Genomic DNA, 26,386 nt, shown 5'->3' with positions numbered 1-26,386 from the left:
GGCGGAGCCCCGAAGCCTATACCGACGCGCGTGAAGTTGCCTCTGCCGCTCTGATATCGTGCGCCGGCTGAGAAGGGATCCCCCATAGCCATGAGCGAACTGCAGGACCTGACCACCCTGGTGCGCGCGGCCACGCCGCTGCTGGTCATCGAGACGGTGGACGAACAGCGGGTGATCGAGTGTTTCCGCCACGTCATTGCGCAGTCGCTGCGGCCGCTGTGGCGCTGGACCCTGACCGACGGCTTGAACCGGCTGGACTTCGCCCAGGGCGGCGAGGCTTTCGCGCCGGACGCGGACGCGACCCTGGACGCCATCCGCGACGCGCCCGAGCGCGGCATCTACCTGCTGTTCGATTTCCACCCGTTCCTGCGCTACGCCATGACCTTGCGCCAGCTGCGCGAGATCGTGCAGCGCCAGCGCTCGGCGGCGCATACGGTGGTGCTGGTGGGCGCGCGCATCGAGCTGCCGGAGGAGCTGGAAGCGCTGTGCATGCGCGTGCCGCTGTCGCTGCCGGACATCAAGGAGCTGGCGGCGATCCTGCGCGCCGAGGCGCTGGCCTGGCAGCGCGAGCACGGCCGCCGCGTGGAAGTGGACGGCGACGCCGCGCGCACTATCGTGCGCAACCTGCTCGGCCTGGCCGCGACGGATGCGCGGCGCATCGTGCGCAAGCTGATCTACAACGACGGCGCGCTCACCGCCGACGACCTGCCCGAACTGATGCGCACCAAGTTCGAGCTGCTCAACCGCTCCGGCCTGCTGCATTACGAATACGCCACCGCCAGCTTCGCCGACATCGCCGGCGTCAGCCGCGTGCGCGACTGGGTGGCGCGGCGGCGCGCGATCTTCCTCGCCGCCGAGCCCGATCCCACGCTCGACCCGCCCAAGGGCGTGCTGCTGCTGGGCGTGCAGGGCTGCGGCAAGAGCCTGGCGGCCAAGGCGATCGCCGGCGGCTTCGGCGTGCCGCTGGTGCGCATGGATTTCGGCGCGCTCTACAACAAGTACCAGGGCGAGACCGAGAAGAACCTGCGCGAGGCGCTGCACAGCACCGAGCTGCTGGCGCCGTGCGTGCTGTGGATCGACGAGATCGAGAAGGGCCTGGCCAGCGGCGGCGAGGATGGCGGCGTATCGCGCCGCGTGCTCGGCTATCTGCTGACCTGGATGGCGGAGCGCAAGGCAAAGGTCTTCGTGGTGGCCACCGCCAATGCGGTGGACGAACTGCCGGCCGAGCTGCTGCGCAAGGGGCGCTTCGACGAGATCTTCTTCGTCGACCTGCCCAAGCCGTCGGTGCGCACCGACATTTTCGCCATGCATCTGCGCCGGCGGAAACTGCCGGTGGAGCAGTTCGACCTGCCGGCCTTGTCGGCCGCGAGCGAAGGTTTCTCCGGCGCGGAAATCGAGCAGGCCGTGGTCAGCGCGCTGTACGACGCCAGCAGCGCCGCCACGCCGCCGGACCAGCCGATGATGCTGGCGGCACTGGGCGCGACGCGGCCCTTGTCGGTGCTGATGCGCGAGCAGGTCGAAGCGCTGCGCATCTGGGCGCGCGGGCGCTGCGTGCCGGCGGACTGAGCTTCCGATGGATCCCGCACGCATCGATGCCGTGATCGACGCGCTTGCCGGCGAAGGCTGGTGCGTGTTCGAAGATCTGCTGCCTGGCGCGGCGACGGCGGCGCTGGCGGGCGAATGCGCGGCGCTGCATGCGTCGGGCGAGCTGACGGCGGCGCGGATCGGGCGGGAAAAAGTGGCATCCACCCTGCGTGGCGACCACACGCGCTGGTTCGAGATGGACGCACCCACCGCGGCGCAGCAGCCATACGTCGAAGCGCTCGAAGCGCTGCGCCTGGCCTTCAATCGCAGCCTGATGCTGGGCCTGGTGGAAAGCGAAGCGCATTACGCCGTGTATCCGCCCGGCGCGCGCTATGCGCGGCACCTGGACCAGCCACGCCAGCTCGAAGCGCGCGTGGTGTCGGCGGTGTATTACCTCAACGCGGATTGGCGCGCCGAAGACGGCGGCGCGCTGCGCCTGTATCTGGACGATGGCAGCCACCACGACGTGCTGCCGCAGGCGGGGCGCATGGTGCTGTTCCTGTCCTCGCGCTTCGAACACGAAGTGCTGCCGGCCACGCGCGAGCGCATGAGCATCGCCTGCTGGATGCGGCGGCGCGAGCCCGGCTCGCTGATTTGATCCGGTAAAGCCGGATCAGCCGGCCACCGCGTTGAAGCGCGCGGCGATGTACTCGTCGGTGAAGCTGGTCATGTCCATGCCGCGGATAAAGCCGCAATGGCCGCCGTGCGGCGCGATGTCCAGCTCCACGCAGGGCGGCAGTTCCAGCTTTTCGAACGCATCGACGGGGATGACCGGATCGTCCCGCGCGGTAAGGATGGTGGCCGGAATCTGCATGCGCTGGAGCGCGGCGCCGGCCACCGAATAGCCGTCCAGGTAGGCCTGCAGCGAGCCGAAGTCGGTGTGGCGCAGCACCAGCGATTCGGTCAGGCCGCGCAGGTTCTGCTTGAGCTCATCCAGCTCGAAATACTGGCGGTGCGGAAACGCCGCCTGCTTGGCGCGCAGCGAGCGGCGCCACTTGCGCAGGAAGTAGGCCCGGTAGAACCACGGCGCGGTTTCTTCCAGCGAGAACAGGCCTTCGCCCGGATCGACGATCGGGCACACGGCCAGCGCGTAATCCAGCGGCACGCCGGCTTCCGGCGCGCGCAGCGCGGCGCGCAGGGCGAAGTTGCCGCCCAGCGAGAAGCCGGCCAGGGCCAGCTTGCGCGAGGGCCAACGCCGGGCGATGTCGCCCAGTGCGTGCACCACTTCGTCGATGCGGCAGGAATGGAACAGCGCTTCGTTGAGCGGATGGCTGTCGCCGTGGTCGCGGAAGTTCAGGCGGAAGACGTCCCAGCCTTCGGCCAGCAGGCGGCTGCCGGTCTGCAGCACATAGGTGGAATCGACGCTGCCTTCCCAGCCGTGGAACAGCACGGCCAGCCCGCGCGCCTGCGGGAGTTTTTTCTGCGCGGTGTAGGCGCCGGTGAGGCGCACGCCGTCGCCGCCGTCCACCATGGTCTCCTGCGCGCCTTCGCGCACGGTCTGCGCCGCGCGCGGCAGCAGCTGGCGGCGCACGCCGCTGGAGGACAGCATGGTCTGGATATGGCCGCTGGTCAGCGGCCATGGCGGGCGGAAATCGGTGCCTCGGGGAAGGGTCATGCGCTGCGGTCTTCCAGCGCCGCGGCGATGCGCTCGCGCGACAGCTCGGCCATGCGGCGGCGCGCGTCCGGCGTGGCGGGCACCGGTTCCAGGAAATGCACTTCGGCGTCCAGCGGCGCCTCGCCGAGCAGGCGCAGGAAGTTCTGCATGAAGTTCTCGTGCTCGCGGAAGCCCGCGTCGACCACGCGGCGGCCGTCGCGCGCGAAGCGCAGCGCTACCGGCTGCACCGGCACTTCCGCGTCCAGCGCGGCCTGGAAGATGCGCGCATGGAATACGCGCAGCACGCCGTTGTGGCCGGTGCCGCCTTCCGGGAACACCGCCACCGAGCGGCCGCCGCGCAGGCGGTCGACCATCACCTGCATCACCGTGGCCAGCGAATGGTTGCTGCCGCGGCGATGGAAGATGGTGCCGCCGCTGGCGGCCAGCCAGCCGACCAGCGGCCAGCTGGCGATCTCCGCCTTGGCCACGAAGCAGGCGGCGCGCTGGCTGTGCAGCAGCTCGATGTCGATCCACGAGGTGTGATTGGCCACGAACAGCACCGGATCGCGCAGCGGCTGGCCCAGGCGCACCGAGCGCAGGCCGAAGATGCGCAGCAGCGCGCGCGACCACCAGCGGATCATGCGGTGCGCGAACGGCTCGCGGCCGTCCTTCATCACCACGTGGCGGTTCCAGCTGAGGATGCCGGCGCACAGGAACACGCCCAGCACGATATGCAGGAGCAGCAGGGGGATGCGCCAGAAGTAGCGCAGCGGTCGCAGGAAATCTCGGTCCTGGGCGGAGACGGTGTCGGTGCTCATCAGCGGGTTAGTTTAGCGTTAGTGGGACTCTACGTCGGCTGTGCGCCTGCGCATGGTGCAGACGGCACCCCTGACGTTTCAAACTGCCGGCCCCGGATGAATCACCGCGTGGCCAGGCTGGCCTCGATCAGCCGCCGCGCCATGGCCCCGAGCACGCGCGCGGGGCTGCGTGCGCCGAAGGCCTGGCCGGAGACGTAGCTGCCTTCGATCAGCAGCAGCAGGCCGTCGGCCAGCTCCTCCGCGTCGGGCGCGCCCATGCCGCGGCACAGCTCGCGCAGGCGCTCGCGCAGGGCTTCCTTGCTTTCCACGCCGACCTGGTGCGCCGGATGGGCGGGGTCGGGGTATTCGATCACCGCATTGGTGAGGCCGCAGCCGCGGTAGCCGTCGGTGCTGGCGCGCGCGGCCAGGTAGTCGACATAGGCGAGCAGCTGCGCCTTGGGGTCGTCCGGATGGCCGGCGCCCTGGGCGGCGAAGTTGTCGCGGAAGCGGCGGTCGTAGTCGCGCAGGTATTGCGCGATCAGCTCGTCCTTGGACTCGAAGGCGCGGTACAGGCTGGGCTTGGTCACCCCGGCGCGGTTGACGATCTCCTCCACGCCGATCGCGCGGATGCCTTCGCGGTAGAACAGGTCGAAGGCGGTGTCGCGGATGCGGTCCGCCGCGCGGCGCGGCGTTTCGGAGGGTTCCCGGGCTTGCGGGGTGGATTTCGTGCGGTTGGACATGGTTCGACCTGTTGACAATGTTACCGATCGGTACGTACTCTGCGCTTCCGTCCCGTACCGATCGGTAACATGACTATACAACGCCACCGACCCTTCGGCCAAAACTACGCCTTCGTCGTAGTCGCCGTGGTCTTCCTGGCCCTGCTCGCCTCGGCCGGCATGCGCGCCACGCCGGGCGTGCTGATGCTGCCGCTGGGCCGCGCGTTCGGCTGGAGCCGGGACAGCATTTCCTCGGCCGCGGCGGTCGGCATCCTGCTGTACGGCCTGATGGGACCGTTCGCCGCGGCGCTGATGCAGCGCTTCGGCATCCGCCGCGTGCTACTGGTGGCACTGTCGGTGATGACCCTGGCCGCCGCCTCCAGCGCGCTGATGAGCCAGCCCTGGCAGCTGGTGGCGACCTGGGGCGTGCTGTCCGGCGCCGGCACCGGCTGCGTCGCGGTGGTGATGGGCGCCACCGTGGTCGGCCGCTGGTTCAGCAGCCATCGCGGGCTGATGATGGGCCTGCTTACCGCCAGCACGGCCACGGGCACCCTGATCTTCCTGCCCGGGCTGGCGGCGATCGCCGAGTACTTCGGCTGGCAGGCGGTCGTGCTGACCATTGCCGCCGTTTCCGCGGTGCTGATCCCGCTGGCCTGGTGGCTGCTGCCGGAGCGTCCCTCCGATATCGGCCTGCGCCGCTACGGCGCCACGGCGGACGAGCCGGCCGATGCCGGCGCCGCGGGCGGCAATCTGTTCGCGCTGACCCTGGGCGTGCTGCGCAACGCTACCCGCAACGGCACGTTCTGGCTGCTGTTCGCCACCTTCTTCGTGTGCGGCTTCACCACCAACGGCCTGATCGGTACGCACTTCATCGCGCTGTGCGGCGACCACGGCATTCCGGAAGTACGCGCCGCCGGCCTGCTGGCGATGATGGGCATCTTCGACCTGGTCGGCACCACCGCCTCGGGCTGGCTGACCGACCGCTTCGATCCGCGCAAGCTGCTGTTCGTCTATTACGGGCTGCGCGGGCTGTCGCTGATGTATCTGCCGTATTCCGATTTCTCGTTCTACAGCCTGTCGCTGTTCGGCGTGTTCTACGGCCTGGACTGGATCGCCACCGTGCCGCCCACCCTGCGCCTGACCACCGACGCCTTCGGCGAGCGCGATGCGCCGATCGTGTTCGGTTGGGTGGTGGCCGGCCACCAGGTGGGCGCCGCCGCGGCCGCCTTCATGGCCGGCGTGCTGCGCGTGCAGCTGGGCAGCTATATGACGCCGTTCGTGATCGCTGGCGCCGCCGGCGTGGTGGCGGCCTTCCTGGCCCTGCGCATCGGCCGCCGCCGCGACCGCGGCGAGCTGCCGGCGCTGGCCGGCGAGGCGGCGTAAAGGCGCAGGTTGGGGTGAGCCGAAGGCGAACCCCAACAGACCTTCAGGCGCCTCACGACGTTGGGGTTCGCGGCGCTCACCCCAACCTACGATTCGAGCTGCGACAAGGGCAGCGCCGCGGAGCGCTTCACCGTGCGCAGCACGAAGCTGGAGTTCACGTCGGCCACGCCGGAGGCATTGAGCAGGCGGTCGAGCAGGAAGCGCGAGAAGTGCTGCAGGTCGGCGACATAGACGTGCATCAGGTAGTCCATGTCGCCGGTCAGCGCGTAGCAGGCCACGATCTCGTCCCACTCGTTGACGTTGCGCACGAAGCGCTCGATCGCCTCGCCCTCGTGCTTGGCCAGCTGCACGCGTACGAAAGCCTGCAGCCCCAGGCCCACCGCCTCCGGGTCGACCTGGGCGCTGTAGCCGGTGAGCACGCCCTCGGCCTCCAGCCGCTGCAGGCGGCGCAGGCAGGCGGAGGGCGACAGGTTCACCCGCTCGGCCAGCTCGGCGTTGGTGATGCGGCCTTCGCTCTGCAGGACGGCGAGCATGCGCAGGTCGGTGCGGTCCAGGGTGGCCATGCAAGATGCTCCGGCTAGATGGCGTCGTTACGCATGATTATTGCGCTATCAGCGCTACATACTGCAACAAAACAACCTTCATGCGCGTCCTCCGCCGTATCCTGTTGTCCTTCTGACGGAGGCCCGCCATGGACCACAGCACGCCACGCAAAGTCGAACACCAGCAGACCGACCGCGGTTATGTGCCGGTGTATGCCACCGGCGTGGTCGAACAGCCCTGGGCCAACTACAGCCAGACCGACCACGAGGTCTGGAACACCCTGTACCGCCGCCAGCGCGAGCTGCTGAAGGGCCGCGCCTGCCAGGAATTCCTCGACGGCATCGAACGCTTCCGTATGGGCGAGAACGGCATTCCGAAGTTCGCCGACCTCAACAAGGTGCTGGGCGAAACCACCGGCTGGGAACTGGTGGCCGTGGAAGGCCTGCTGCCGGACGAAGTGTTCTTCGACCACCTGGCCAACCGCCGCTTCCCGGTGAGCTGGTGGATCCGCCGCCCCGACCAGCTCGACTACCTGAGCGAGCCGGACCTGTTCCACGATCTGTTCGGCCACGTGCCGCTGCTGCTCAACCCGGTGTTCGCCGACTACATGCAGGCCTACGGCCGCGGCGGCATGAAGGCTTTCGGCATCGGCCCGGAGGCGCTGATGAACCTGACCCGCCTGTACTGGTACACGGTGGAGTTCGGCCTGATCAACACCAGCGAAGGCATGCGCATCTACGGCGCCGGCATCGTCAGCTCCAAGGGCGAGTCGATCTACTGCCTGGATGCCGCCGCGCCCAACCGCATCGGCTTCGGCCTGGAGCGCGTGATGAATACGCGCTACCGCATCGACACCTACCAGCAGACCTACTTCGTGATCGACAGCTTCGAGCAGCTGTTCGATGCGACGCGCCCGGACTTCACGCCGATCTACGCCGACCTGAAGACGCACCCGCCGCACGCCGCCGCCGACGTGCTGGACAGCGACCGCGTGTTCAACCGGGGCACGCGCGAAGGCTTTGCGACCGACGCCGACACCTGAGTCCGCGCCGGCGCCGCCCATGAAAAGGCCCGCATCCGCGGGCCTTTTTTATTGCACCGATTTCTTGCCGCGCTTGAGCTCACTCACCGCCAGCACCTTGGCGATGCGCGTTCCATCCCAGCAATAGCGCAGATGCTCCGCCTGCACGCACGGCGCCACGCAGTCCGGATAGAACACCGCGATGCACTCGCCGCCGGCATGGCGCACGCTGTCGTACACGATGCCGTCGGAACCGTCCGCGCGCAGCCGGCGCGCCAGCTTCACGCTGGCCACGTAGCTGTCCGGGTCGTGCTCGGCCGGCCAGCCGCCACGCAGGTCGTGCAGCTTGGCCTGCAGGCTGGTGCGGTAGCAGCGCATCTCCACGTCGCAGGCGGGCTCCGCGGTGGCGGCGAGGAAGCGCTCGCGGTGATAGACCGTTTCCTCCACCGCGGTGATCAGGCTCCGCCCGGCGTAGAACACCCCCCAGCTGCCATCGGAAAAACGGCTGCCATCGGGATTGAGATGAGTGAACGCCGCCATCACCGGCGTGGTGCCGGGGCCGCTGACGCGCCGGTCCTGCGGCACCAGCGGCAGCACGCCGAGTTCGTCGCGGATGCGCGGATTGGTCAGCGCCTCGATGGAGAACAGCGCTTCGAGGTCGGCCGCGTCGGCAATGCGGTCGTACACGCTGACCGGCGGAAACCGGCTCGGCACGATGCGGAAGGCCTGGCTCCAGCGGATGCGTTTCAGGGGCGGGGTGTCTGCCATGACGGAAAGTTCTTCACTGTGCCCAGGACTCGCCAGTATGCGGTCCCGGGATATCGCCGACTGCGACGCGTGCCGCGCCGGTCACCAGCCGCGCTGCGCATCCAGGTACTGGCGCACCACGTAGAGGTCGGCCACGTTGCCGGAAAGCATGCGGTCCAGCGCCGAGCCGCCGCCGAACAAGGGCGCCGCGTTCGGCTTGCGCACCCAGGCGTCGGCCTGCTTGGTGTCGGGAAAGAGAATCTGCAGGTCCTTGTAGATGCCCAGCAGATAACTGATGCGCTCGAGCACGTCGCGGCCCAGGCTGCCTTCCTGCTGGCGTTTCCATTTGTAGAAAGTCGATTCCGGCGGATCGCCGAGCAGCCGGCGCTGGTCGCTGATGCGCAGCTCCCACTGCTCGGCCAGCTTGAAGAAAGCGCGCAAGGCCGGGCCGCCAAGCTCGGTAGCCGCGACGAATTCGGGTTGGAGGTGGGCCGCCATTGTCTACTCTCCATGTGAAGTTGACGTGCAGTCTACTACATATGTGGAGTTCACGCCACTGGCGGCCCAGGGGCCGGTCCGGCGGCGCGGCTCAGGACTTGCCGCCATCCTTCGCGCAATCGCAGCCGAAGGCCGGCTCCGGCCCGCCCTCGTCGATAAAGCGGTCGATGCGCTGTTCCAAAACCGGCAACGGCACCGAGCCGATCTCCAGCACCGTGTCGTGGAAATGGCGGATGTCGAAGCGGGTGCCCAAGGCCTGCTCGGCCTTGCGGCGCAGCTCCAGGATCTTCAGATAGCCCAGCTCGTAGGACAGCGCCTGCCCCGGCCAGCTGATGTAGCGGTCCACTTCGTTGGCGATCTCGCGTGCCGACAGCGCGGTGTTGTCGGTGAGGTAGTCGATCGCCTGCTGGCGGGTCCAGCCCAGGTGGTGGATGCCGGTGTCCACCACCAGGCGGCAGGCGCGCCACATCTGGTAGGTGAGATAGCCGAAGCGGTCGTAAGGCGTCTTGTAGATGCCCATCTCGTTGCCGAGGTATTCCGAGTACAGGCCCCAGCCCTCGCCGTAGGCCGAGATATAGCCCTGGCGGCGGAACGCCGGCTGGCCTTTCTGCTCGGAGGCCAGCGCCAGCTGCAGCGAATGGCCGGGCGCCGATTCGTGCAGGGTCAGCGCGGCCACGTTATACAGCGGGCGCGACGGCAGGTCGTAGGTGTTCACCAGATAAGTGCTCGCGCCGCCGCGGCCGGAGGTGTAGTACGGCGCGATATCCGGCGCCACCGGCACGATGGCGAAGCGCTGGCGCGGCAGCCGGCCGAACAGCTTGCCCAGCTGGCCGTCCACCTGCTTGGCCACCCAGGCGCTGCGCATCAGCAGTTCCTCGGGCGTCTTGGCGTGGAACTGCGGATCCGTGCGCAGGAACTTCAGGAACTCCGGGAAGCTGCCCTTGAAGCCGCTCTCCTGCATGGTCTTGACCATCTGCGCATGGATCTTCGCCACCTGCTCCAGGCCCACCTGGTGGATGGCGCCGGGGTCCAGGTCCAGCGTGGTGTATTCGATGATCTGCTGGCGGTACCAGGCCTTGCCGTCCGGCATGGCTTCGGCGGCGAGCGTGGTGCGCGCGCGCGGCACGTATTCCTCGCGGAAGAACTTCAGCAGCGTGGCGTAGGCGGGGATCACCTTCTGCGCGATCACCTGCTTCGCTTCCTCGCGCATGCGCGCGGCCTCCTCGGCGGAGACGCTGGCCGGCATCTGCTCGAACGGCTGGTAGAAGCTGCTGCGCGTGGGGTCTTTCAGGTCCGACACCGCCACGATCGAGGCATCGCGCCCGTCCAGCACCGCGCGCGGCACGGTGAAGCCGCGGTCGAGCCCATCGCGCATGTTGGCGATCTGCTGCGCGAAGTAGGCCGGCACCTGGCCCAGGCGATCCAGATAGCGGCGGTAGTCCTGCGGCGTGCGCAATTCGTCGGCGTTGAGCACGTAGCCCAGGTCGCTCCAGAACGCCGAGTCGCTGTTGAACGGCATCTGCCACTGCTTGTACTGCTGGCCCGCGAGCATGTTCTGGATCTGCGTGCGGTACACGGCGTAGTTGACCTTGTCCTCGGCGCCGAGCTGCTTCGGGTCGATCGCGTCGAGGTCGGCCAGCGTCTTCTTCCAGACCTCGAGCCGGCGCTGCTGGCTGGCGGCGTCGACGTCGTCCAGCCGTGCATTGCTCGGCTGCGCCTCGCCGGCGTTGTTGATGCCGGCCTGGCCGTTGCGCCAGGCCCATTCCTGCTCATAGATGCGGTGGAAACGCGCGGCGGCGTCATCCGCCCAGGCGGGCGCGGCAAGCATGAGCGCGGCCAGCGCCAGCCAGGTGATGCGATGGGGATTGTTCACTCTCTGATTTCCTTTGCTTCCGGCGCGGCAGCCAGCACGGCATCCTCCACGCTCCAGTAATCCAGCGCCTGTGAAGGAAGCTGGGGCAGCGCCATGCGTTGCAGCGCGCTGCGCGCATGATCCTTCAAGCGGGCCACGCGCAGCGCGATGCCGCGCGCATCCAGCCAGGCGACGAAATCGCCCAGCGATTCCAGCACGGTGCCGTCCAGGTCGGGCGATTCCTCCAGGCTCAGCACCACTTCGCGCAGCGGCGTGCGCTCGGTGACGCGCTGGCGCACCTGCGCGAGCACGGCCTCGGCGTTGGCGAAGAACAGCGGCTCTTCCGGCCGCACGATCAGCACGCCCGGCATTTCGCGCGCCTGCGCGTGCGCCGCCACGTCGACGAAATCGTGGCCGCCGTCCAGCCGCCCCAGCACGCTCAGCCGCGGCGTGGCCAGGCGGCGCAGCAGCATGATCAGGCTGAAGGCGATGGCGAACAGCAAACCGTTGAGAATGCCCAGCGACAGCACCGCCAGCACCGCCGCCAGCGCCACCAGGCGGTCGCGATGCCAGCGCAGATAGGGACTGAACGCGGACAGGCGCAGCGACTTGCTTACCGCATGGATCACGATCGCCGCCAGCACCGGCATCGGAATGCGTTCGATCCACGGCAGCAGGAACAGCACCATCAGCAGCACGCAGCACGCCGCGACCAGGCCGGCCAGGCGCGAACGCGCGCCGGCGGCTTCGTTCGCCGAGGTGGCCGAATAACCCGCGCCCACCGGCATGCCGTGCAGCAGGCCCGCCACCACGTTGGCCGCGCCGAGCACGGCCAGGTCGCGGTTGAGATTCACCGCATCGCCGTGCTTCAGCGCGAAGTTGCGGATCGAGCCGTACGACTCGGCATACAGGATCAGCAGCAGCGCCGCCGCCAGCTCCACGCTGGGCAGCCATTGCCCGCTCGCCGGCCAGCGCGGCCAGGCCCACTGCGGCGCCAGCTGCATCGCGCCGACCAGGGCCACGCCATGCCGCGCCAGCCAGCCCGACGCGGCGATGCCCAGCGCGATCGCCAGCAGGCTGCCCGGCACGCGGCGCAGGCGCTCGCACAGGAACAGCAGCAGCAGCGCGGCAGCGCCCATGCCGAGCGCCGCGGGCTTGATGCCGGCGAAGTCACCGAACAGATCGACCAGCAGCACCGGCACGAAATCGCCATGCAGCGCCGGCACGCCGAGCAAGGCCGGCAGCTGCTTGAGCGCGATCACGCAGGCCAGGCCGAAGGTGTAGCCGCGCAGCACCGGCCGCGCGATCAGATGCGACAGACCGCCCAGCCGCAGCGCGCCGGCCAGCAGGAAACACAGGCCCGTAAGCACCACCAGCCCCGCCACGATGGCCGCGCGCGACGACGGATCGCCGCCTTCCAGCGCCAGCGTGCCGGCGGCGAGCACCGCCGCCGACGAAGACGTGGCCGAGACGATGGCGTAGCGGCTGCTCCCCAGCAGGCCATAGCAGACCAGGCCGGCGAACAGCGCCATCACGCCCGCTTGCGGCGGCAGGCCTGCGATGCCCGCATAGGCGACGGCTTCAGGCAGCAGCAGGCCGGCGATCGCCAGCCCGGCGAGCAGGTCGACGGTGAAGCCTGGCGCCGCCGTGGCGGCGGCCGCGCCGGTGTTCACCCGATCACGCCCGTCCAGCCGGGCAGGTAGGCCGCGTCATGCGTATGCGCGTGCAGCAGCGCTTCGTCGAGCACGCGCTTGCTGATCTTGCCGCCGGCCAGCTTCACGCGGCGGCGGTAGAAATCCGCCCACAGGAATTCGGCGTAGGGCGTGGCGTCCTTCGAGTAGCCGCCGGCCTGGCGCAGGCGGGCCGCGAGCGTGCGGTAGGGATCGTCGACGAGTTTGTCCAGGCTGGCCGGAATCGCGTCGTAGGCGATGCGCTGCCCCAGCGCGTCGTAGGGATGCGCCCAGCGGTTGAATTCCATGGTGCGCCAGAACACGTCCGGCTCCAGCCAGGAGAAATCCCGCTGCACCATCACCGGCACGCTTTTCACGCCTTCTTCGAGCAAGGCCAGGCCCAGATGATGGTGGTCGACGATATAGACCTTGTTCTTCGGCCCCAGCACGCCGGGAAACCAGTGCGCGTCGATCAGCTCCTTGCGCTTCTTCTTGCCCAGGCCGCGCCAGACGCCGCGCTTTTCCGCCACTTCGGCCTTGCCGACGGTGACCTGGGTCGGCCGCAGCTTGTCAGGCGCGACGCTCAGCAAGGGATGGCGTACATGCGGCTCGGACATGGACAGTTCCTCAAGGGCTGGCGGACGGGGGCATACCGCGGCGCGCCGAGAGTAGCCCAAGCCGGCCACAGCTTCCTGCGCCGGCGGCTGGGTTAGGCTGGGTGTCCCCCATGCAGCCCGACGGCCACGCCATGCCCGTATCCCGCTCCGCCATTCGCCTCGCTCCGCTGGTGCTCGCGCTGGCGCTGCCCGCCATCTCCTTCGCCCAGGCCCAGGACGACTTCGCGCGCTGCCTCGCCGGGCTGGCGCCCAAGGCGCTGCAGGCGCGCGTGCAGGCCGACACCTACCAGCGCTACACGCGCGACCTGGTGGCCGACACCACGGTGATCGACTCGCTCAACCGCCAGCCGGAGTTCGTCATTCCGGTGTGGGATTACCTCTCGGCCCTGGTCGACCAGGAGCGCGTGGACGACGGCAAAGCGCGCCTGCAGCAATGGTCGGAAGTGCTCGCGCGTGCGCAGCAGACCTACGGCGTAGATCCCGCCACCGTGGTGGCCGTATGGGGCGTGGAGAGCAACTACGGCCAGCAGTTCGGCCAGAAGCCGCTGCTGCAGTCGCTGGCCACGCTGTCGTGCATGGGTCGGCGGCAGGAGTATTTCCGCGGCGAGTTCTTCGCGGCGCTGCGCATCGTGCAGAGCGGCGATATCGGCTCGGACGAGTTCAAGGGTTCCTGGGCCGGCGCATTCGGGCATACGCAGTTCATGCCGTCCACCTTCGAGCGCGTGGCGGTGGATTTCGACGGCGACGGCCATCGCGACCTGATCGCCAGCGTGCCGGATGCGCTGGGTTCCACCGCGCATTACCTGCAGATGTCGCACTGGCAGGCCGGCCAGCCGTGGGGCTACGAGGTTAAGCTGCCGGCGAACTTCGACAGCAAGATCAACGGGCGCACGGCCAAGCGGCCGCTCGGCTACTGGAGCGCGCAGGGCGTGCGCCTGGTCGATGGCTCGTCCCTGCCCGGCGGCGACGAGCCGGCGGGCCTGGTGCTGCCGGCGGGTGCGCAGGGTCCCGCGTTCCTGACCTTGCGCAACTTCGATGCGATCTACGCATACAACGCGTCGATCAACTACACCCTGGCCATTGCCCTGCTGTCGGACCGCCTGCGCGGCAAGCCCGGCATGGTGGCGTCCTGGCCCACCGACGATCCCGGCACCTCGCGCGCGGAACGGCGCGAGATCCAGCAGCTGCTGATCAACCGCGGCTACGACATCGGCACCGTCGACGGCATGGTCGGCGACAAGACGCGGCAGGCGATCCAGGAAGAGCAGCGCAAACGCGGACTGCCGGTGGACGACGGGCGCCCGGGGCAGCGCATTCTCAAGGCGCTGCGCCAGTCGCCCTGACCCGTAGGTTGGGGTGAGCCGCAGGCGAACCCCAACCTACGATCAGCCCATGCCTTCGTAATAGCCGCGCATGGCTTCGAGGTACGCATCCAGATCGCGCCCCGGCTGGGGCGCGAAGCGCTCGCCGGTGGTGCGGCAGTCGGCGATGCGGTCGGGGCGGAAGTTGCGGAAGCCCTCGCGCAGGCGGCACCAGGTGCCCAGGGTCCACTTGCCGCCCCAGAAAGCCAGGCACAGCGGCTCGACTTCGCGCGTGCTGGTGCGGCCGGCTTCGTCGGCGTAGTCCAGGCACAGCACCTGGCTGTCGCTGATGGCGCTGTTGAGGCGGTCGATCATGGCGGCGAAGGCGACACGCCCCGCGTCGCGCCAGATCGGCGCATAGATGCGCGTGCGCGCCGCCCGCTCGCGCAGCTCCGGCGGCAGCACCGCTTCGATCTTCAGCAGCGCCGCCTGTGCCCCGGCGGCCAGCTTCTCGCCCGCGAAGGCGCGCACGAAGCGCGTGCCGACCACCAGCGATTCGAGTTCTTCGGCGGTGAACATCAGCGGCGGGATGTCCGAGCCCTTGCGCAGCACGTAGCCGACGCCGGCCTCGCCTTCGATCGGTACGCCCGACAATTGCAGGTCGGCCACGTCGCGGTAGACGGTGCGCAGCGAGACGCCGAGCGTGTCGGCCAGATGCCGCGCCGGCAGCGCGGTGCGGCGCCCGCGCAGGGCGTGGATGATGAGGAACAGGCGGTCGGCGCGGCGCATCCGTGCATGATCGCCGAGCCGCGCGGCGGCGGCCAGCGCCGGATGTCACGGCGCGGCGCGTCCATGACAGGTGCGTCCATAGCAGCGGGGGCCGCCGCTGCGCTCACAGGTGCCGGGTCTCCGCCGGCGTTTCCATCCAGTTGTTGTGGCGGCCGTCGAAGTAGCGCACCGGCGCTTCGGCCAGCTCAGCCGGCTCGACGTCGTCGAGGCTGGCAAGATTGACCGAGACGAACGCGCCGCCGATTTCCTCGACATAGCCGCGGCCGAACGGCTTCACGCCGCAATGCCTGCAGAACAGGTGCTGGCAGCTGTGGGTGTTGAACTGGTAGCTGGCCAGTTCGTCCTCGCCTGCCGTCAGGCGGAATGCCTCCGGCTTCACCGTCACGCCCCAGAAGCGCTGTTTCCAGCAGATCGAGCAATTGCACTTGCCGGTGCCGGTCGACAAGTCGATGTCGGCTTCGTAGCGCACGCGGCCACAGTGGCAGCTGCCGTGATAGGTCCTGGTCATCGGGCGTTTCCTCGAATGGCATGCCACGCGGCGGCGGCGATGGCCAAGGTCGCGGCAAGGCCGCTGGCCGGTTGCGGTTTGCGCCTGGCCGGCTTGGGCGACGGACGGTATTGCCCGTCCAGCGACAGGCCGCTGAGGAACAGCGGCCGGTAAGCCATCAGTGCGCGGTTGATCGGATCGGGAGAATGCATGGCGATAAGCCTCAGACGGTGACCGCGCGCTCGCCCGCATACCAGGGCGGCGGCGTGGCGTGCTTGAACAGGCGGTACCAGTGTTCGCGGTCGCTGCCGCTGTAGAGATCCAGCGTGCGGATCACCTCGCGCGCCAGCTCCACGCTGCCCAGGCTGCTGGCGGTGATGAAGCCGCCGTCGCTGACGGCCAGCGCATCGGGGTCGTACTTCCCGGAACCGTCATAGACAGCCCCGTAGCCGCCGACGAAGCCGGTGAGATTGCCGGTGTGGCGGCTGCGCGCCATCAGGCCGTGCCGCGCCAGCGCCAGCACCGCGCTGCTGATCGCCGCGACGGTGCCGCCGGCGGCGTGCACGCGTTCGGCCGCCTCCACGGCTTCCTGCCCTTCGCCGCGCTGCCACAGGTGGCCGCCGGGAAGAATCAGCAACGCCGCGCGGGACAGGTCGATCCGGTCCAGGGTCAGCTCGGGCGTGACGCACAGTCCGCCCATCGAAGTGACCGGCCGGGCCGAGAAGCCCACCGTCACGATGCGCCAGTCGCCGGGACGGCGGATCTCGCACAGGGCGAGCGCGGCTTCCCAGTCGGCATAGCCGTCGAAAGCCAGGAAATACACGGTGTCACGCATTTCAGTTCCCTCCTGATCGATGCCTGGCCGGAGCGCCGCGCGGGGATGGCGGGCTGCGGATAACGAGGACCTTCCTGGTCATGACGAATGAAGGCGGCGCGCCACGACATCGCGCCGCCTCACCCGCCCGCCGCCCGGCCCATGCCGGCGGCGGGGGAGCGGGTTTCAGGTCACTGCCGGGACCATAGGCCCACCCGGTTGCCCTCGCTGTCCCGGAATTGCGCGAATGCGCCCTTGCCTTCCGGCAGTTCCGTGCGCGGCACGATCACCGCGCCGCCGGCCGCTTCCACCTTGGCCAGGGTCTGCGCCACGTCGGCCACGCTCAGGTACACCGTGCTGCCGTGCATGGACGGCTCGCATTCGTCCAGGCGCATCAGCGCGCCGGTGACGTGCTGGTCGGCGTCGTAGGGGAACACCGCCAGCTCCATGCCGCCGAACAGTTCGCTGCGCAGCGCGGTGCCCAGCGAGGCGTCGTAGAAGCGGATGGCGCGGTCCATCTGGCGGACCGGGATTTCGAACCAGTTGGTGACGACGGGGTTGAGCATGGCCTTGTTCCTTGTGGGGTCTCGATGCGTGGAGCGAAGTCTGGGGACCCCCTGCTGCCAACGTGTTGTCAGCAGGCCGCTGCGGCCGGCGGTGATGGAACGGTGAAAGCACCGGGTCGTTTTCCGGCTGGCGCGGTTCAGCAACTGCCCGGACAATGCGCGTTCCCTTTCGTTACGGACCCGCCATGAAGCCCGTTTCGCTCATCCAGTTCCTGATCGAGGAACGCCGCGCCGGCCGCATCAACGCCGAACTGTCCCTGCTGATCGAAGTGGTCGCCCGCGCCTGCAAGCGCATCTCGGTGGCCACCGGCAAGGGCGCCCTGGGCGGCGTGCTGGGCAATGCCGGCAGCGACAACGTGCAGGGCGAGGCGCAGAAGAAGCTGGACGTGATCTCCAACGAGATCCTGCTCGAAGCCAACGCCTGGGGCGGCCAGCTCGCCGCCTGCGCCTCGGAAGAGATGGAAGACCCGCAGCCGATCCCCGACATGTACCCCAAGGGCAACCACCTGCTGCTGTTCGATCCGCTGGATGGTTCGTCGAACATCGACATCAACGTGTCGGTCGGCACGATCTTCTCGATCCTGCGCTGCCCCGACGGCATCAGCGAACCCGCCGCCGAGCACTTCCAGCAGCCCGGCACCGAGCAGCTGGCCGCCGGCTACGTGGTCTACGGCCCGGCCACGCTGATGGTGCTGACCTTCGGCCACGGCACCCACGAGTTCACCCTGGACCGCGAGGTGGGCAGCTTTACCCTGAGCCGCCGCGACATCCGCATCCCGGAAGAGACCGCGGAGTTCGCCGTCAACATGTCCAACCAGCGCCATTGGGAAGCGCCGATGCAGCGCTACGTCGGCGAGCTGCTGGCCGGCAAGGAAGGCCCGCGCGCGAAGGACTTCAACATGCGCTGGGTGGCCTCGATGGTGGCCGACGTGCACCGCATCGTGACCCGCGGCGGCGTGTTCTTCTATCCGCTGGACGCCAGGAACAAGGCCAAGGGCGGCAAGCTGCGCCTGATGTACGAGGCCAACCCGATGGCCTTCATCGTCGAGCAGGCCGGCGGCGCGGCCACCACCGGGCGCGAGCGCATCATGGAGCTGCAGCCCACCGGCCTGCACCAGCGCGTGCCGGTGTTCCTCGGCTCGAAGAAAGAGATCGAGCTGGCCACGCACTACCATCGCGAAGCCGACGGCGCGCAAGGCTGAGGCGTCACGTCAGCGGGCCGTCGCGCGACGGCCCGCCTCGCAAGGAAGGGGATATGCCGGGCGATTTCATCGAGGTCTTCCACGGCGCGCTGGCGCCGGAACACTGCGCCGCGCTGATCGAGCGCTTCGAGCACAGCGGCGACGCGGTGCCGGGCCAGGTCGGCGGCGGCGTGTATCCGGAGCTCAAGCTGAGCCACGACATCACCATCAGCGGCCAGCCGCAGTGGCGCGATGCGGAAACGGCCTTGAACCTGGCCATGCTCGAAGGCCTGGTGGCCTATCTGCGGCGTTATCCGTACACGCTGATCGCGCCGCTGATGCTGCAGGTGCCGGACCCCGCCACCGGTGAGCGCCGCCGCCTGGGCGAAGCGGACGTGGCAGCCATGGACGACGCCGCGCTCGGCGCCTTGGCGCGGCAGGTGTTCGTGCCCGGCTCGATCAACCTGCAGCGCTACCGCGCCGGCAGCGGCGGCTATCCGTACTGGCATTGCGAGCTGTTTCCGCGCGATGCCACCGCGCAGACCCTGCACCGCCACCTGCTGTGGACGATCTACCTCAACGACGGCTTCGCCGAAGGCGAGACCGAGTTCCTGCACCAGCAGCGCAAGGTGGCGCCGCGCACCGGCAGCCTGCTGCTGGCGCCGGCCGCGTTCACCCATACCCATCGCGGCAACCGGCCGCGCGGCGGCGACAAGTACATCGCCACCAGCTGGGTGCTGTTCCAGCGCGCCGAAAAGCTATACGGCGGCTGAGCCGTCCCGGGCGGCGCCGCAGCCGCGCCGCGCGCCGCCCCGATCCGGCCTTACACTCGCCCGCCATCCGACCACTCGCTGCCGATTCCATGCGCCGCCCCGCCCGCTTCGCCCTGCTGCTGTCCGCTCTCGCCCTCACCGCCTGCATCGGTGGCAAACCCAAGCCCACGCCAGCCCCGCCGCCCGCGGTGGTGCTGCCCAAGCTGCGCATCGGCCTGGCCTTGGGCGGCGGTGCGGCCAAGGGTTTTGCGCATATCGGCGTGATCAAGATGCTGGAAGCCAATGGCATCCATCCGGACGTGGTGGCCGGCACCAGCGCCGGCAGCGTGGTCGGTGCGCTGTACGCCAGCGGCATGGATCCGTTCCAGCTGCAGGAGCAGGCCTTCAACCTGGACGAGGCCAAGATCCGCGACATGCAGTTCTTCTCGCGCGGCCTGGTGCAGGGCCAGAAGCTGCAGGACTACGTCAACCAGCTGGTCGGCAACCGTCCGATCGAGAAGCTCAAGCTGCCGTTCGCCGCCGTCTCCACCCAGCTGGAGGAAGGCCGCCGCACCGTGTTCGTGCGCGGCAATACGGGGCAGGCGGTGCGCGCGTCCAGCAGCATCCCCGGCGTGTTCGAGCCGGTGGAGATCAGCGGCAAGCATTACGTGGACGGCGGCGTGGTCAGCCCGGTGCCGGTGGACGCCACGCGCCAGCTCGGCGCGGACGTGGTGATCGCGGTGGATATCTCCAGCAAGGCCGACGGTTCCAATCCGCAGGGCATGCTCGGCGTGGTCGGCCAGTCGATCAGCATCATGGGCCAGAAGCTCGGCGAGCAGGAGCTGGCGCGCGCCGACGTGGTGATCCGGCCCAAGGTCAATCAGATCGGCGCCACCGATTTCGAGCAGAAGAACCAGGCCATCCTGGAAGGCGAACGCGCCGCGATGGCGGCCATGCCGGCGATCAAGGCGAAGCTCGCCACGCTCGAAGCGGCACGCAAGGCGCCCGCCGCGCCGGTGGTGGCGACGCACTGAGCCGGTGCCGTTCGCGGAGAGAGGGCCACGGATTGTAACCAGCACGCCGGGACGCCGGCAGAGCCGGTAGCTGGGTAGTCCGGGCCGGGTTGGGCTGCTAGCTTGCGTGGCTTCCCCCCGCCCCGCCGAGAATCCCATGCGCCACGCGCTCCGTTGGCTTCCCACCGCCCTCGCCCTGGCGGTCTCGCCGCTGGCGTTCGCCGATCAGGCGGGCGTCGATCCGCGCATCGAGCACGTGCTGGCCGAGCTGGGCAGGACGCGGCCGATCCAGATGGTGCAGCTCTCGCCCGACGGCCAGCGCCTGGCCTGGGTGGTGCGCAGCAAGGGCAAGCCGATGGTGGAAGTGGCCAAGGCCGACGGCAGCGATGCGCATGCGGTCACGTCGATCCAGCCGGGCAGCTGCAGCCAGACCGATATCGCCTGGGCGCCGGATTCGCGGCACCTGGCGTTCCTGGCCGATTGCGGCAACAGCGACAAGCACAAGGATCTGTTTGTCGCCGACGCCGGCGACCCGAAGGGCCTGAAGAAACTGTCGGTGCTCAAGGGCCCGGCGCAGGATCTGAGCTGGGCGCCGGACGGCAAGGCGCTGGGCTTTCTCTACGTGGAAAACGGCACGCGCCGCGCCAGCGCGCTGGAAGCGGCCAAGCCGGCCGAGGGCGAGATCGGCGTGGACGGCGTCGAGGTGCAGCGCGTCGCCATGGTGGCCGCCGAAGGCGGCACGCCGCGCCTGCTCACGCCCGCCGGCAGCCATGTGTACGAATTCTCCTGGTCGCCGGATGCGCAGCGCATCGCCTTCGTCGCCGCGCCGCCGCCGGGCGACAACAACTGGTGGATCGCCAAGCTGCTGGTGCAGGACGCGCAGCCCGGCGCCGCCGCCCGCGCGGCGGTGGACCCGGCCGCCACGCGCGGCAGCCTGCACGGCCTGCAGCTGGCCCTGCCCACCTGGTCGCCGGATGGCCAGCGCATCGCCTTTATCGGCGGCCTGATGAGCGACCAGGGCGCCACCGGCGGCGACATCTACAGCGTGGCGGCCGGCGGCGGCGAACCCGTCAATCTCACGCCCGGCATTCACGTCACGCCGGTGTGGCTGGCGTGGAAGGACGCGGCGCACATGCTGGTCAGCCAGGTCGCCGGCGGACAGAGCCAGGTGGCGGACTACACGGTGACCGCTACCGCCGCGACGCAGGAGCGCGTGCTGTTCACCCTGCCCGCCACGATTACCGATGGCAGCGCGGCGATGGCGCTCTCGCTGTCCAAAGACCAGGCCCGCCTCGCCTTCGTGCAGCATTCGTTCGACGCCGCGCCGGAAGTCCACGCCGGCCCGCTCGGGCAGACGCCGCCGCCTGCCGTCACGCACATCAATGCCGACAACAAGCCGACCTGGGGCAAGGCCGAGTCGGTGGAATGGGAGCACGACGGCCGCCGCATGCAGGGCTGGCTGATCTATCCGGCCGGCTACGACCCGGCCAGGACCTATCCCATGGTGGTGAACGTCCACGGCGGTCCGGCCAGCGCGCTGATCTCGCACTGGCCGCGCGTCGGCTACGGCGGCATCCCGTTCGGCGCGCTGGGCTATTTCGTGTTCCTGCCCAATCCGCGCGGCAGCTACGGTCAGGGCGAGGCCTTCGTGCAGGCCAACCGCAAGGACTTCGGCTATGGCGACCTCAGCGACACCCTGGCCGGCATCGACGCCATCGAAAAGCGCCTTCCGGTGGACGACCGGCGCCTGGGCCTGACCGGCTGGAGCTACGGCGGCTTCATGAGCATGTTCGCCCCCACTCAGACCCAGCGCTTCAAGGCGGTGGTGGCCGGCGCCGGCATCGGCAACTGGCAGAGCTATTACGGCCAGAATCTGATCGACCAGTGGATGCCGCCGTACTTCGGCGCCACCGTGTACGACGACCCGGCGGTGTACGCGAAGAGCTCGGCGGTCAACTACATCAAGAAGATCACCGCCCCCACCCTGGTGGTGGTCGGCGACCGCGACGCCGAATGCCCCGCCGCGCAGTCGCTGGAGTTCTGGCACGCCTTGCGTGCGCAGGGTGTGGCCACTTCATTGGTGATCTATCCGAATGAAGGGCATCACTTCGTGGATCCGGAGCATCAGCGCGATGTGCTGCAGCGGGCCTTGCTGTGGTTCCAGAAGTATCTGCCGGCGGCGCCGTGAGGGTGGGGATGGGTGTGGGAATCTATTCACCAATCTATGCAATCGCGCACACAAGCCATTGATATAAAAGATATATCGAACGAAGAATCTATTCAGCGATCTATTCAGTGGTGCGGAGTGAACCCCTTCCGAAGCTAGGATTTGTCTTAATTTGCATCTTAAGTAGTTTTAAAGGCGTTTCTGGCACTCATATGCACTATTATGCATATAATTTCTTAGCCGATACCCTTAAATCTGCGCTAGACTGCTGATTAACGGCATAGAGGCCTTTAATAAGCAGAGTACTGCACGATGTCGACGAACATCGAAGCACCAACGGAGACGGTTCTGGCCGAACTCGGTCAACGCCTCCGCGATCAACGCATCCGCTTGGGATACAGCCAGGAGGACCTCGCCAGGATGGCGAATGTCTCGACACGCTCCATCCATCATCTGGAAACCGGCGGATCGTCGACCACGGCGACGCTGGTGAAAGTGCTCAGGGCCATGGGCATCACCGACGACCTGAAAGCCATCGCCCCGCTTCCTTCCGTCAGCCCCATGGCTGCCTTGCGCCAGGGCAGGCGCGCCCAGCGCGTGAGTGTCCCTCGCAAGAAGAAATAGGACGCCCGAGCCATGGCCATGTTCAACCATGTGGACGCCATCGAAGTACGCATCTGGAACAAGCTCGTCGGCGCCGTAAGCCCTGATCACCGCCATGGCGCCTACGCTTTTGAGTACGCGCCAGCATGGATAAAGCGCGGCGTGGAACTGGCGCCGCTCACCATGCCGCTCGCGGAGGCACGCCAGCCGTTTCTCTTTCCGCATCTTCGCGAGGACACTTACAAGCGCCTGCCAGGCCTGCTGGCGGACGCCCTGCCGGACGACTTCGGCTCAGCCCTCATCGATGCCTATATGGCCACGCGCGGCGTCGACAGGAACCAGATCACTTCCCTCGATCGCCTGGCCTACATGGGCAGGCGCGGCATGGGCGCCCTCGAGTTCCATCCAGCCCGAGGGATCACCCGCGACCGCTCGGGCCCGCTGCAGATGGCGGAGCTGGTGCGCGTAGCCCGCGATGTCCTCCACGGCGATCTGACTGACGACACCCACTCCAAAGAAGCGCTGGCCAGCATCATTCGCGTCGGCACCTCCGCCGGCGGCGCACGCGCCAAGGCCGTGGTGGCATTCAATCCCGAGACCAGGGAACTCCGCAGCGGCCAGTTCCATACCGCTACCGGCTTCGAACACTGGCTCATCAAATTCGACGGCCTGGGTGAAGACACCGAGCTTGGCCAATCGCAGGCGCATGGCCGCATCGAGTATGCGTACTACCTGATGGCAACCGCCGCCGGCATCACCATGTCCGAATGCCGCCTGCTGCATGAAAACGGCCGCCGCCACTTCATGACCAAACGTTTCGATCGGGACGGCAATTCCAAGCATCACATGCAGACGCTGTGTGGACTCGACCACATCGACTACAAGATGCGCGACACAAACAGTTACGAGCAGCTGTTCCTGGCCATGAATCGCCTAGGCCTGGACCTCGAGGCAAGGCAGCAGGCGTTCCGACGAATGGTCTTCAACTGGCTCGCCTGGAACTGCGACGATCACAGCAAGAACCACTCCTTCCTGCTGCGTGAGGAAGGCGCGTGGGAGCTGTCGCCCGCTTATGACATCACGTTCGCCCATAACCCGGACGGCTATTGGACCAGGCACCACCTCATGTCCGTCGCGGGGAAATTCGACGGCGCCGACCGCGCCGATTTCATGAAGGTCGCTGACGTGTTCCAGATTGCTGATGCAAGCGCCATCATGAAGGACGTACAGCAAGCGGTGGCTCAGTGGACTGACTTCGCTCGCCAGGCGGATGTGCCGCCGAAGGAAACCGGGCACATCGCCAGCTACCTGCTGGCCTGATCGCTCGATCGGGGATCTAGAACAATTGCCCCTGACGCGATGGCGCGCGTGGTGGCACGAAACGCGAAACATCGAGCTGCAGTTCCCACGCCCGCCCGAAACGATGTTTCCGGCAAGCCACCTCGAAGCGCCTGCGCAACAGATCGGCGAACACGCCCTGCCCGCGCATCCGCGTGGCGAAGTCGCTGTCGTAGTCGCGGCCGCCGTTCATCTGCTGCACCAGGCTCATCACGTGTTCGGCGCGCTGCGGTGCGTGCAGGGCCAGCCATTCGCGGAACAGCGTCTTCAACTCATGCGGCAGGCGCAGCACGGTGTAGCCGGCGCTGTTCGCGCCTGCGTCGGCGGCTTGTTCCAGCACCGCTTCCATGTCGCGGTCGTTGAGCGCGGGAATGATCGGCGCCACCAGCACGCCGACCGGAACACCCGCCTCGGCCAGCGTGCGCACCGCCTTGATCCGCCGGTGCGGAGCGCTGGCCCGCGGTTCCAGTCTGGAAGCGAGCTGGTTATCCAGCGAATTGATCGAGATGAAGATCTGCACCAGCCCATCGCGCGCCATGGGGGCGAGCAGATCCAGGTCGCGCTCGATCATCGCGTTCTTGGTGACGATGGTGAACGGATGCCGGCATTCGGCCAGCACCTCGAGTGCGGCACGCGTCAGCCGCCGGTGCTTCTCGATCGGTTGATAGACGTCGGTGTTGCTGCCGATATTGATCGGCCTGGGCACGTAACCGGGCTTGGCCAGTTCCGCGCGCAGCACCTCGGCGAAGTTGCTCTTGGCGCGCAGCCTGGTTTCGAAATCCAGCCCCGGCGACAGATTCAGATAGCTGTGCGACGGCCGCGCGAAGCAGTACACGCAGCCGTGCTCGCAGCCACGGTAGGGATTCATCGCCCGGTCGAAACCGATGTCCGGCGAATCGTTGCGGGTAATCACGCTGCGCGCGTGTTCTTCCGTCACCACGGTCTGCGGGCGCGGCTGATCCTCGACCAGCAGGGCGTGCTGCCAGCCGTCGTCCTCGGCGTGGCGCCGGATGGTTTCGAAGCGCCCCTGCGGATTGGACGCGGCGCCACGGCCCTTGAGCGCGCGCAGCCAAGGATCGGTCGGCACGGGGTCGGAGGGCACGGGGTCGGAGGGCACGGGGTCGGAGGGGACGGGATCGGAAGGCGCGGCCATCCGCACAGTGTGCGCCGCGCGCGTCTCGCCCGGCGCGACACATGCCCCGCTAGAACAGCTCGCCGAACAGCTCGCCCTGCGGCGACGGCGGCCGGGGCGGGACGAAGCGGCTGGCATCCGTTGGCGGCAGCCGGCCGAAGCCCAGCCGGGCATAAGCCTTGGCAAAACGCTGCTGGATGAGCTGGGCGAACGGCCCCTCGCCGCGCATGCGCCGGCCGAAGGCGCTGTCGTAATCCTTGCCGCCATGCATCTGGCGCATCAGGCTCATCACGTGCGCGGCGCGCTCCGGGTAATGCAGTTCCAGCCATTCGCGCCAGATCGTCTTCAGCTCGTGCGGCAGGCGCAGCAGCACGAAGCCGGCGGCCTGCGCGCCATGCTCCCTGGCGGCTTCCAGGATCGCTTCCATTTCGCGGTCGGTGATCATCGGGATCACCGGCGCCACCATCACGCCCACCGGCACACCGGCCTCATGCAGGGCCTTCATCGCGCGCAGCCGGGCATGCGGCGCGCTGGCGCGCGGTTCCATGCGCGAGGCCAGGCGGTTGTCCAGGGTGGTGACCGAGAAGTACACGTTCACCAGGCGCTCGCGCGCCATCGCGGCGAGCAGGTCGATGTCGCGTTCGATCAGCGCGTTCTTGGTGATGAAGCCGACGGGATGCCTCGTCTCCGCGAAGATCTCCAGGCACTGCCGCGTGATGCGGTACTTGCGTTCGATCGGCTGGTAGGCGTCGGTATTGATGCCCAGCGCGATGGACGAACAGCGGTAGCCGGGCTTGGCCAGTTCCTTGCGCAGCAGTTCGGCGGCGTTGGTCTTGGCGAACAGCTTGGTTTCGAAGTCCAGGCCGGGCGAGAGATCCAGATAGGCGTGGGTGGGCCGCGCGAAGCAGTACACGCAGCCATGCTCGCAGCCCTTGTACGGATTGACCGACTGCGAGAAGCCCACGTCCGGCGAATCGTTGCGGCTGATGATGCTGCGCGCGATGTCCTCGCGCACTTCGGTAGGCAGGCGGGGCGCTTCGTCCTGCTCCTGGTACCAGCCGTCGTCTTCCGCGGTGTAGATGCGCTTGTCGAAGCGGCTGACCGTGCGGGACGACGAACCCCGGCCCTTGATGATGCGGGCGGGTTTGGCGAGCTCGGACATGCCGCACAGGCTACGCCGGAGTCGTCGCAGCGGCTGAGATTCAGCCGCCGGACGCA

Annotated in this window: 27 protein-coding genes; 11 read left to right on the top strand and 16 right to left on the bottom strand. The window is 68.3% G+C overall.

Annotated features, from left to right (window positions below):
* Positions 1 to 90: 90 nt before the first annotated feature.
* On the top strand, positions 91 to 1,566 hold the full coding sequence (locus tag FHW85_RS15460) for an AAA family ATPase (RefSeq protein ID WP_167252830.1): 1,476 nt from the start codon (positions 91 to 93) through the stop codon (positions 1,564 to 1,566).
* A 7-nt stretch (positions 1,567 to 1,573) separates the two neighbouring features.
* Positions 1,574 to 2,182 carry a 2OG-Fe(II) oxygenase gene (locus FHW85_RS15455; protein ID WP_168648847.1) on the top strand — a complete coding sequence of 203 codons (609 nt, stop codon included), beginning with the start codon at positions 1,574 to 1,576 and terminating at the stop codon, positions 2,180 to 2,182.
* A 15-nt stretch (positions 2,183 to 2,197) separates the two neighbouring features.
* Here FHW85_RS15455 and FHW85_RS15450 read toward each other — a convergent pair whose 3' ends face one another.
* From FHW85_RS15450 to FHW85_RS15440, 3 genes are all read right to left on the bottom strand, one after another.
* On the bottom strand, positions 2,198 to 3,199 hold the full coding sequence (locus FHW85_RS15450) for an alpha/beta fold hydrolase (RefSeq protein ID WP_168648846.1): 1,002 nt from the start codon (positions 3,197 to 3,199) through the stop codon (positions 2,198 to 2,200).
* Positions 3,196 to 3,996: a lysophospholipid acyltransferase family protein gene (locus FHW85_RS15445; protein WP_167252833.1), complete on the bottom strand. Its 801-nt coding sequence runs from the start codon at positions 3,994 to 3,996 to the stop codon at positions 3,196 to 3,198. The genes FHW85_RS15450 and FHW85_RS15445 overlap by 4 nt, the downstream gene beginning before the upstream one ends.
* Before the next feature lie 101 nt (positions 3,997 to 4,097).
* Positions 4,098 to 4,715, bottom strand: a complete 618-nt coding sequence (locus FHW85_RS15440; protein WP_168648845.1) for a TetR/AcrR family transcriptional regulator — start codon at positions 4,713 to 4,715, stop codon at positions 4,098 to 4,100.
* A gap of 69 nt (positions 4,716 to 4,784) precedes the next feature.
* Here FHW85_RS15440 and FHW85_RS15435 point away from each other — a divergent pair, with 69 nt between their 5' ends.
* A complete protein-coding gene (locus FHW85_RS15435; RefSeq protein WP_167252835.1) occupies positions 4,785 to 6,077 on the top strand; it encodes an MFS transporter in 1,293 nt (430 codons plus the stop codon).
* 86 nt (positions 6,078 to 6,163) lie between these two features.
* On the opposite strand, the gene FHW85_RS15430 is transcribed toward FHW85_RS15435, so the two are convergent.
* Positions 6,164 to 6,640 (bottom strand): Lrp/AsnC family transcriptional regulator, encoded by a 477-nt coding sequence (locus tag FHW85_RS15430; RefSeq protein ID WP_167252836.1) that lies wholly within the window; start codon positions 6,638 to 6,640, stop codon positions 6,164 to 6,166.
* A gap of 128 nt (positions 6,641 to 6,768) precedes the next feature.
* Between FHW85_RS15430 and phhA the strand changes: the two genes are divergently transcribed.
* Positions 6,769 to 7,662, top strand: a complete 894-nt coding sequence (phhA, locus tag FHW85_RS15425) for a phenylalanine 4-monooxygenase (RefSeq protein ID WP_168648844.1) — start codon at positions 6,769 to 6,771, stop codon at positions 7,660 to 7,662.
* Positions 7,663 to 7,710: 48 nt separating this feature from the next.
* On the opposite strand, the gene FHW85_RS15420 is transcribed toward phhA, so the two are convergent.
* The 5 genes from FHW85_RS15420 to FHW85_RS15400 all read right to left on the bottom strand — a co-directional run bounded on the left by FHW85_RS15420 (position 7,711) and on the right by FHW85_RS15400 (position 13,025).
* Complete coding sequence (locus FHW85_RS15420) at positions 7,711 to 8,409, bottom strand: RES family NAD+ phosphorylase (protein WP_168648843.1); 699 nt, start codon at positions 8,407 to 8,409, stop codon at positions 7,711 to 7,713.
* An 81-nt stretch (positions 8,410 to 8,490) separates the two neighbouring features.
* Entirely contained in the window at positions 8,491 to 8,886 is a 396-nt protein-coding gene (locus FHW85_RS15415; protein ID WP_167252839.1) for an MbcA/ParS/Xre antitoxin family protein, read from the bottom strand.
* Positions 8,887 to 8,977: 91 nt separating this feature from the next.
* A complete protein-coding gene (locus FHW85_RS15410; protein WP_168648885.1) occupies positions 8,978 to 10,714 on the bottom strand; it encodes a DUF885 family protein in 1,737 nt (578 codons plus the stop codon).
* A gap of 41 nt (positions 10,715 to 10,755) precedes the next feature.
* Positions 10,756 to 12,411 (bottom strand): SulP family inorganic anion transporter, encoded by a 1,656-nt coding sequence (locus FHW85_RS15405; protein WP_168648842.1) that lies wholly within the window; start codon positions 12,409 to 12,411, stop codon positions 10,756 to 10,758.
* Positions 12,408 to 13,025, bottom strand: coding sequence for a ParB/Srx family N-terminal domain-containing protein (locus tag FHW85_RS15400; protein WP_167252841.1), 618 nt, complete (start codon positions 13,023 to 13,025; stop codon positions 12,408 to 12,410). The genes FHW85_RS15405 and FHW85_RS15400 overlap by 4 nt, the downstream gene beginning before the upstream one ends.
* Positions 13,026 to 13,156: 131 nt before the next feature.
* Between FHW85_RS15400 and FHW85_RS15395 the strand changes: the two genes are divergently transcribed.
* Positions 13,157 to 14,368, top strand: coding sequence for a lytic murein transglycosylase (locus tag FHW85_RS15395; RefSeq protein ID WP_168648841.1), 1,212 nt, complete (start codon positions 13,157 to 13,159; stop codon positions 14,366 to 14,368).
* 42 nt (positions 14,369 to 14,410) lie between these two features.
* Here FHW85_RS15395 and FHW85_RS15390 read toward each other — a convergent pair whose 3' ends face one another.
* The 5 genes from FHW85_RS15390 to FHW85_RS15370 form a co-directional block, all read right to left on the bottom strand.
* Positions 14,411 to 15,115, bottom strand: coding sequence for a YafY family protein (locus FHW85_RS15390; protein ID WP_167252842.1), 705 nt, complete (start codon positions 15,113 to 15,115; stop codon positions 14,411 to 14,413).
* A gap of 103 nt (positions 15,116 to 15,218) precedes the next feature.
* Positions 15,219 to 15,623, bottom strand: a complete 405-nt coding sequence (locus tag FHW85_RS15385) for a GFA family protein (protein WP_168648840.1) — start codon at positions 15,621 to 15,623, stop codon at positions 15,219 to 15,221.
* On the bottom strand, positions 15,620 to 15,814 hold the full coding sequence (locus FHW85_RS15380) for a hypothetical protein (protein WP_167252844.1): 195 nt from the start codon (positions 15,812 to 15,814) through the stop codon (positions 15,620 to 15,622). The genes FHW85_RS15385 and FHW85_RS15380 overlap by 4 nt, the downstream gene beginning before the upstream one ends.
* 11 nt (positions 15,815 to 15,825) lie before the next feature.
* Complete coding sequence (locus FHW85_RS15375; RefSeq protein ID WP_167252845.1) at positions 15,826 to 16,437, bottom strand: DJ-1/PfpI family protein; 612 nt, start codon at positions 16,435 to 16,437, stop codon at positions 15,826 to 15,828.
* 170 nt (positions 16,438 to 16,607) lie between these two features.
* Positions 16,608 to 16,982: a VOC family protein gene (locus FHW85_RS15370; RefSeq protein WP_167252846.1), complete on the bottom strand. Its 375-nt coding sequence runs from the start codon at positions 16,980 to 16,982 to the stop codon at positions 16,608 to 16,610.
* 185 nt (positions 16,983 to 17,167) lie between these two features.
* Here FHW85_RS15370 and FHW85_RS15365 point away from each other — a divergent pair, with 185 nt between their 5' ends.
* From FHW85_RS15365 to FHW85_RS15340, 6 genes are all read left to right on the top strand, one after another.
* On the top strand, positions 17,168 to 18,184 hold the full coding sequence (locus FHW85_RS15365; RefSeq protein ID WP_167252847.1) for a class 1 fructose-bisphosphatase: 1,017 nt from the start codon (positions 17,168 to 17,170) through the stop codon (positions 18,182 to 18,184).
* A gap of 53 nt (positions 18,185 to 18,237) precedes the next feature.
* The gene (locus tag FHW85_RS15360) at positions 18,238 to 18,936 is read left to right on the top strand and encodes a 2OG-Fe(II) oxygenase (RefSeq protein WP_168648839.1); all 699 of its coding nucleotides are present in this window, start codon (positions 18,238 to 18,240) and stop codon (positions 18,934 to 18,936) included.
* Positions 18,937 to 19,025: 89 nt separating this feature from the next.
* Positions 19,026 to 19,949, top strand: coding sequence for a patatin-like phospholipase family protein (locus FHW85_RS15355; protein WP_167252849.1), 924 nt, complete (start codon positions 19,026 to 19,028; stop codon positions 19,947 to 19,949).
* 136 nt (positions 19,950 to 20,085) lie between these two features.
* Positions 20,086 to 22,116, top strand: a complete 2,031-nt coding sequence (locus tag FHW85_RS15350; RefSeq protein WP_168648838.1) for a S9 family peptidase — start codon at positions 20,086 to 20,088, stop codon at positions 22,114 to 22,116.
* A 291-nt stretch (positions 22,117 to 22,407) separates the two neighbouring features.
* On the top strand, positions 22,408 to 22,719 hold the full coding sequence (locus FHW85_RS15345; protein ID WP_168648837.1) for a helix-turn-helix transcriptional regulator: 312 nt from the start codon (positions 22,408 to 22,410) through the stop codon (positions 22,717 to 22,719).
* 12 nt (positions 22,720 to 22,731) lie between these two features.
* On the top strand, positions 22,732 to 24,018 hold the full coding sequence (locus tag FHW85_RS15340) for a type II toxin-antitoxin system HipA family toxin (RefSeq protein WP_208399624.1): 1,287 nt from the start codon (positions 22,732 to 22,734) through the stop codon (positions 24,016 to 24,018).
* 16 nt (positions 24,019 to 24,034) lie between these two features.
* Here FHW85_RS15340 and FHW85_RS15335 read toward each other — a convergent pair whose 3' ends face one another.
* Together FHW85_RS15335 and FHW85_RS15330 are read right to left on the bottom strand one after the other, a co-directional pair.
* Entirely contained in the window at positions 24,035 to 25,123 is a 1,089-nt protein-coding gene (locus FHW85_RS15335) for a PA0069 family radical SAM protein (protein ID WP_343203708.1), read from the bottom strand.
* Positions 25,124 to 25,238: 115 nt separating this feature from the next.
* A complete protein-coding gene (locus tag FHW85_RS15330; protein ID WP_168648835.1) occupies positions 25,239 to 26,330 on the bottom strand; it encodes a PA0069 family radical SAM protein in 1,092 nt (363 codons plus the stop codon).
* Between the last annotated feature and the right edge of the window lie 56 nt (positions 26,331 to 26,386).

Origin of the sequence: Dyella sp. SG609 (genome assembly GCF_012275375.1) — a bacterium.
Taxonomy (GTDB): domain Bacteria; phylum Pseudomonadota; class Gammaproteobacteria; order Xanthomonadales; family Rhodanobacteraceae; genus Dyella_D; species Dyella_D marensis.
This window is presented reverse-complemented; position numbering and strand designations above follow the sequence as displayed.

What these genes read in the sequence shown, in the direction of transcription:
- FHW85_RS15340 (WP_208399624.1), top strand. Translation starts at nt 22,732, where the DNA reads ATGGCCATGTTCAACCATGTGGACGCCATCGAAGTACGCATCTGGAAC.
- FHW85_RS15370 (WP_167252846.1), bottom strand. Translation starts at nt 16,982, where the DNA reads ATGCTCAACCCCGTCGTCACCAACTGGTTCGAAATCCCGGTCCGCCAG.
- FHW85_RS15440 (WP_168648845.1), bottom strand. Translation starts at nt 4,715, where the DNA reads ATGTCCAACCGCACGAAATCCACCCCGCAAGCCCGGGAACCCTCCGAA.
- FHW85_RS15350 (WP_168648838.1), top strand. Translation starts at nt 20,086, where the DNA reads ATGCGCCACGCGCTCCGTTGGCTTCCCACCGCCCTCGCCCTGGCGGTC.
- FHW85_RS15450 (WP_168648846.1), bottom strand. Translation starts at nt 3,199, where the DNA reads ATGACCCTTCCCCGAGGCACCGATTTCCGCCCGCCATGGCCGCTGACC.
- FHW85_RS15375 (WP_167252845.1), bottom strand. Translation starts at nt 16,437, where the DNA reads ATGCGTGACACCGTGTATTTCCTGGCTTTCGACGGCTATGCCGACTGG.
- FHW85_RS15410 (WP_168648885.1), bottom strand. Translation starts at nt 10,714, where the DNA reads ATGCTTGCCGCGCCCGCCTGGGCGGATGACGCCGCCGCGCGTTTCCAC.
- FHW85_RS15330 (WP_168648835.1), bottom strand. Translation starts at nt 26,330, where the DNA reads ATGTCCGAGCTCGCCAAACCCGCCCGCATCATCAAGGGCCGGGGTTCG.
- FHW85_RS15445 (WP_167252833.1), bottom strand. Translation starts at nt 3,996, where the DNA reads ATGAGCACCGACACCGTCTCCGCCCAGGACCGAGATTTCCTGCGACCG.
- FHW85_RS15460 (WP_167252830.1), top strand. Translation starts at nt 91, where the DNA reads ATGAGCGAACTGCAGGACCTGACCACCCTGGTGCGCGCGGCCACGCCG.
- FHW85_RS15380 (WP_167252844.1), bottom strand. Translation starts at nt 15,814, where the DNA reads ATGCATTCTCCCGATCCGATCAACCGCGCACTGATGGCTTACCGGCCG.
- FHW85_RS15400 (WP_167252841.1), bottom strand. Translation starts at nt 13,025, where the DNA reads ATGTCCGAGCCGCATGTACGCCATCCCTTGCTGAGCGTCGCGCCTGAC.
- FHW85_RS15390 (WP_167252842.1), bottom strand. Translation starts at nt 15,115, where the DNA reads ATGCGCCGCGCCGACCGCCTGTTCCTCATCATCCACGCCCTGCGCGGG.
- FHW85_RS15345 (WP_168648837.1), top strand. Translation starts at nt 22,408, where the DNA reads ATGTCGACGAACATCGAAGCACCAACGGAGACGGTTCTGGCCGAACTC.
- FHW85_RS15420 (WP_168648843.1), bottom strand. Translation starts at nt 8,409, where the DNA reads ATGGCAGACACCCCGCCCCTGAAACGCATCCGCTGGAGCCAGGCCTTC.
- FHW85_RS15455 (WP_168648847.1), top strand. Translation starts at nt 1,574, where the DNA reads ATGGATCCCGCACGCATCGATGCCGTGATCGACGCGCTTGCCGGCGAA.
- FHW85_RS15360 (WP_168648839.1), top strand. Translation starts at nt 18,238, where the DNA reads ATGCCGGGCGATTTCATCGAGGTCTTCCACGGCGCGCTGGCGCCGGAA.
- FHW85_RS15435 (WP_167252835.1), top strand. Translation starts at nt 4,785, where the DNA reads ATGACTATACAACGCCACCGACCCTTCGGCCAAAACTACGCCTTCGTC.
- FHW85_RS15355 (WP_167252849.1), top strand. Translation starts at nt 19,026, where the DNA reads ATGCGCCGCCCCGCCCGCTTCGCCCTGCTGCTGTCCGCTCTCGCCCTC.
- FHW85_RS15395 (WP_168648841.1), top strand. Translation starts at nt 13,157, where the DNA reads ATGCCCGTATCCCGCTCCGCCATTCGCCTCGCTCCGCTGGTGCTCGCG.
- FHW85_RS15385 (WP_168648840.1), bottom strand. Translation starts at nt 15,623, where the DNA reads ATGACCAGGACCTATCACGGCAGCTGCCACTGTGGCCGCGTGCGCTAC.
- FHW85_RS15430 (WP_167252836.1), bottom strand. Translation starts at nt 6,640, where the DNA reads ATGGCCACCCTGGACCGCACCGACCTGCGCATGCTCGCCGTCCTGCAG.
- FHW85_RS15365 (WP_167252847.1), top strand. Translation starts at nt 17,168, where the DNA reads ATGAAGCCCGTTTCGCTCATCCAGTTCCTGATCGAGGAACGCCGCGCC.
- phhA (WP_168648844.1), top strand. Translation starts at nt 6,769, where the DNA reads ATGGACCACAGCACGCCACGCAAAGTCGAACACCAGCAGACCGACCGC.
- FHW85_RS15415 (WP_167252839.1), bottom strand. Translation starts at nt 8,886, where the DNA reads ATGGCGGCCCACCTCCAACCCGAATTCGTCGCGGCTACCGAGCTTGGC.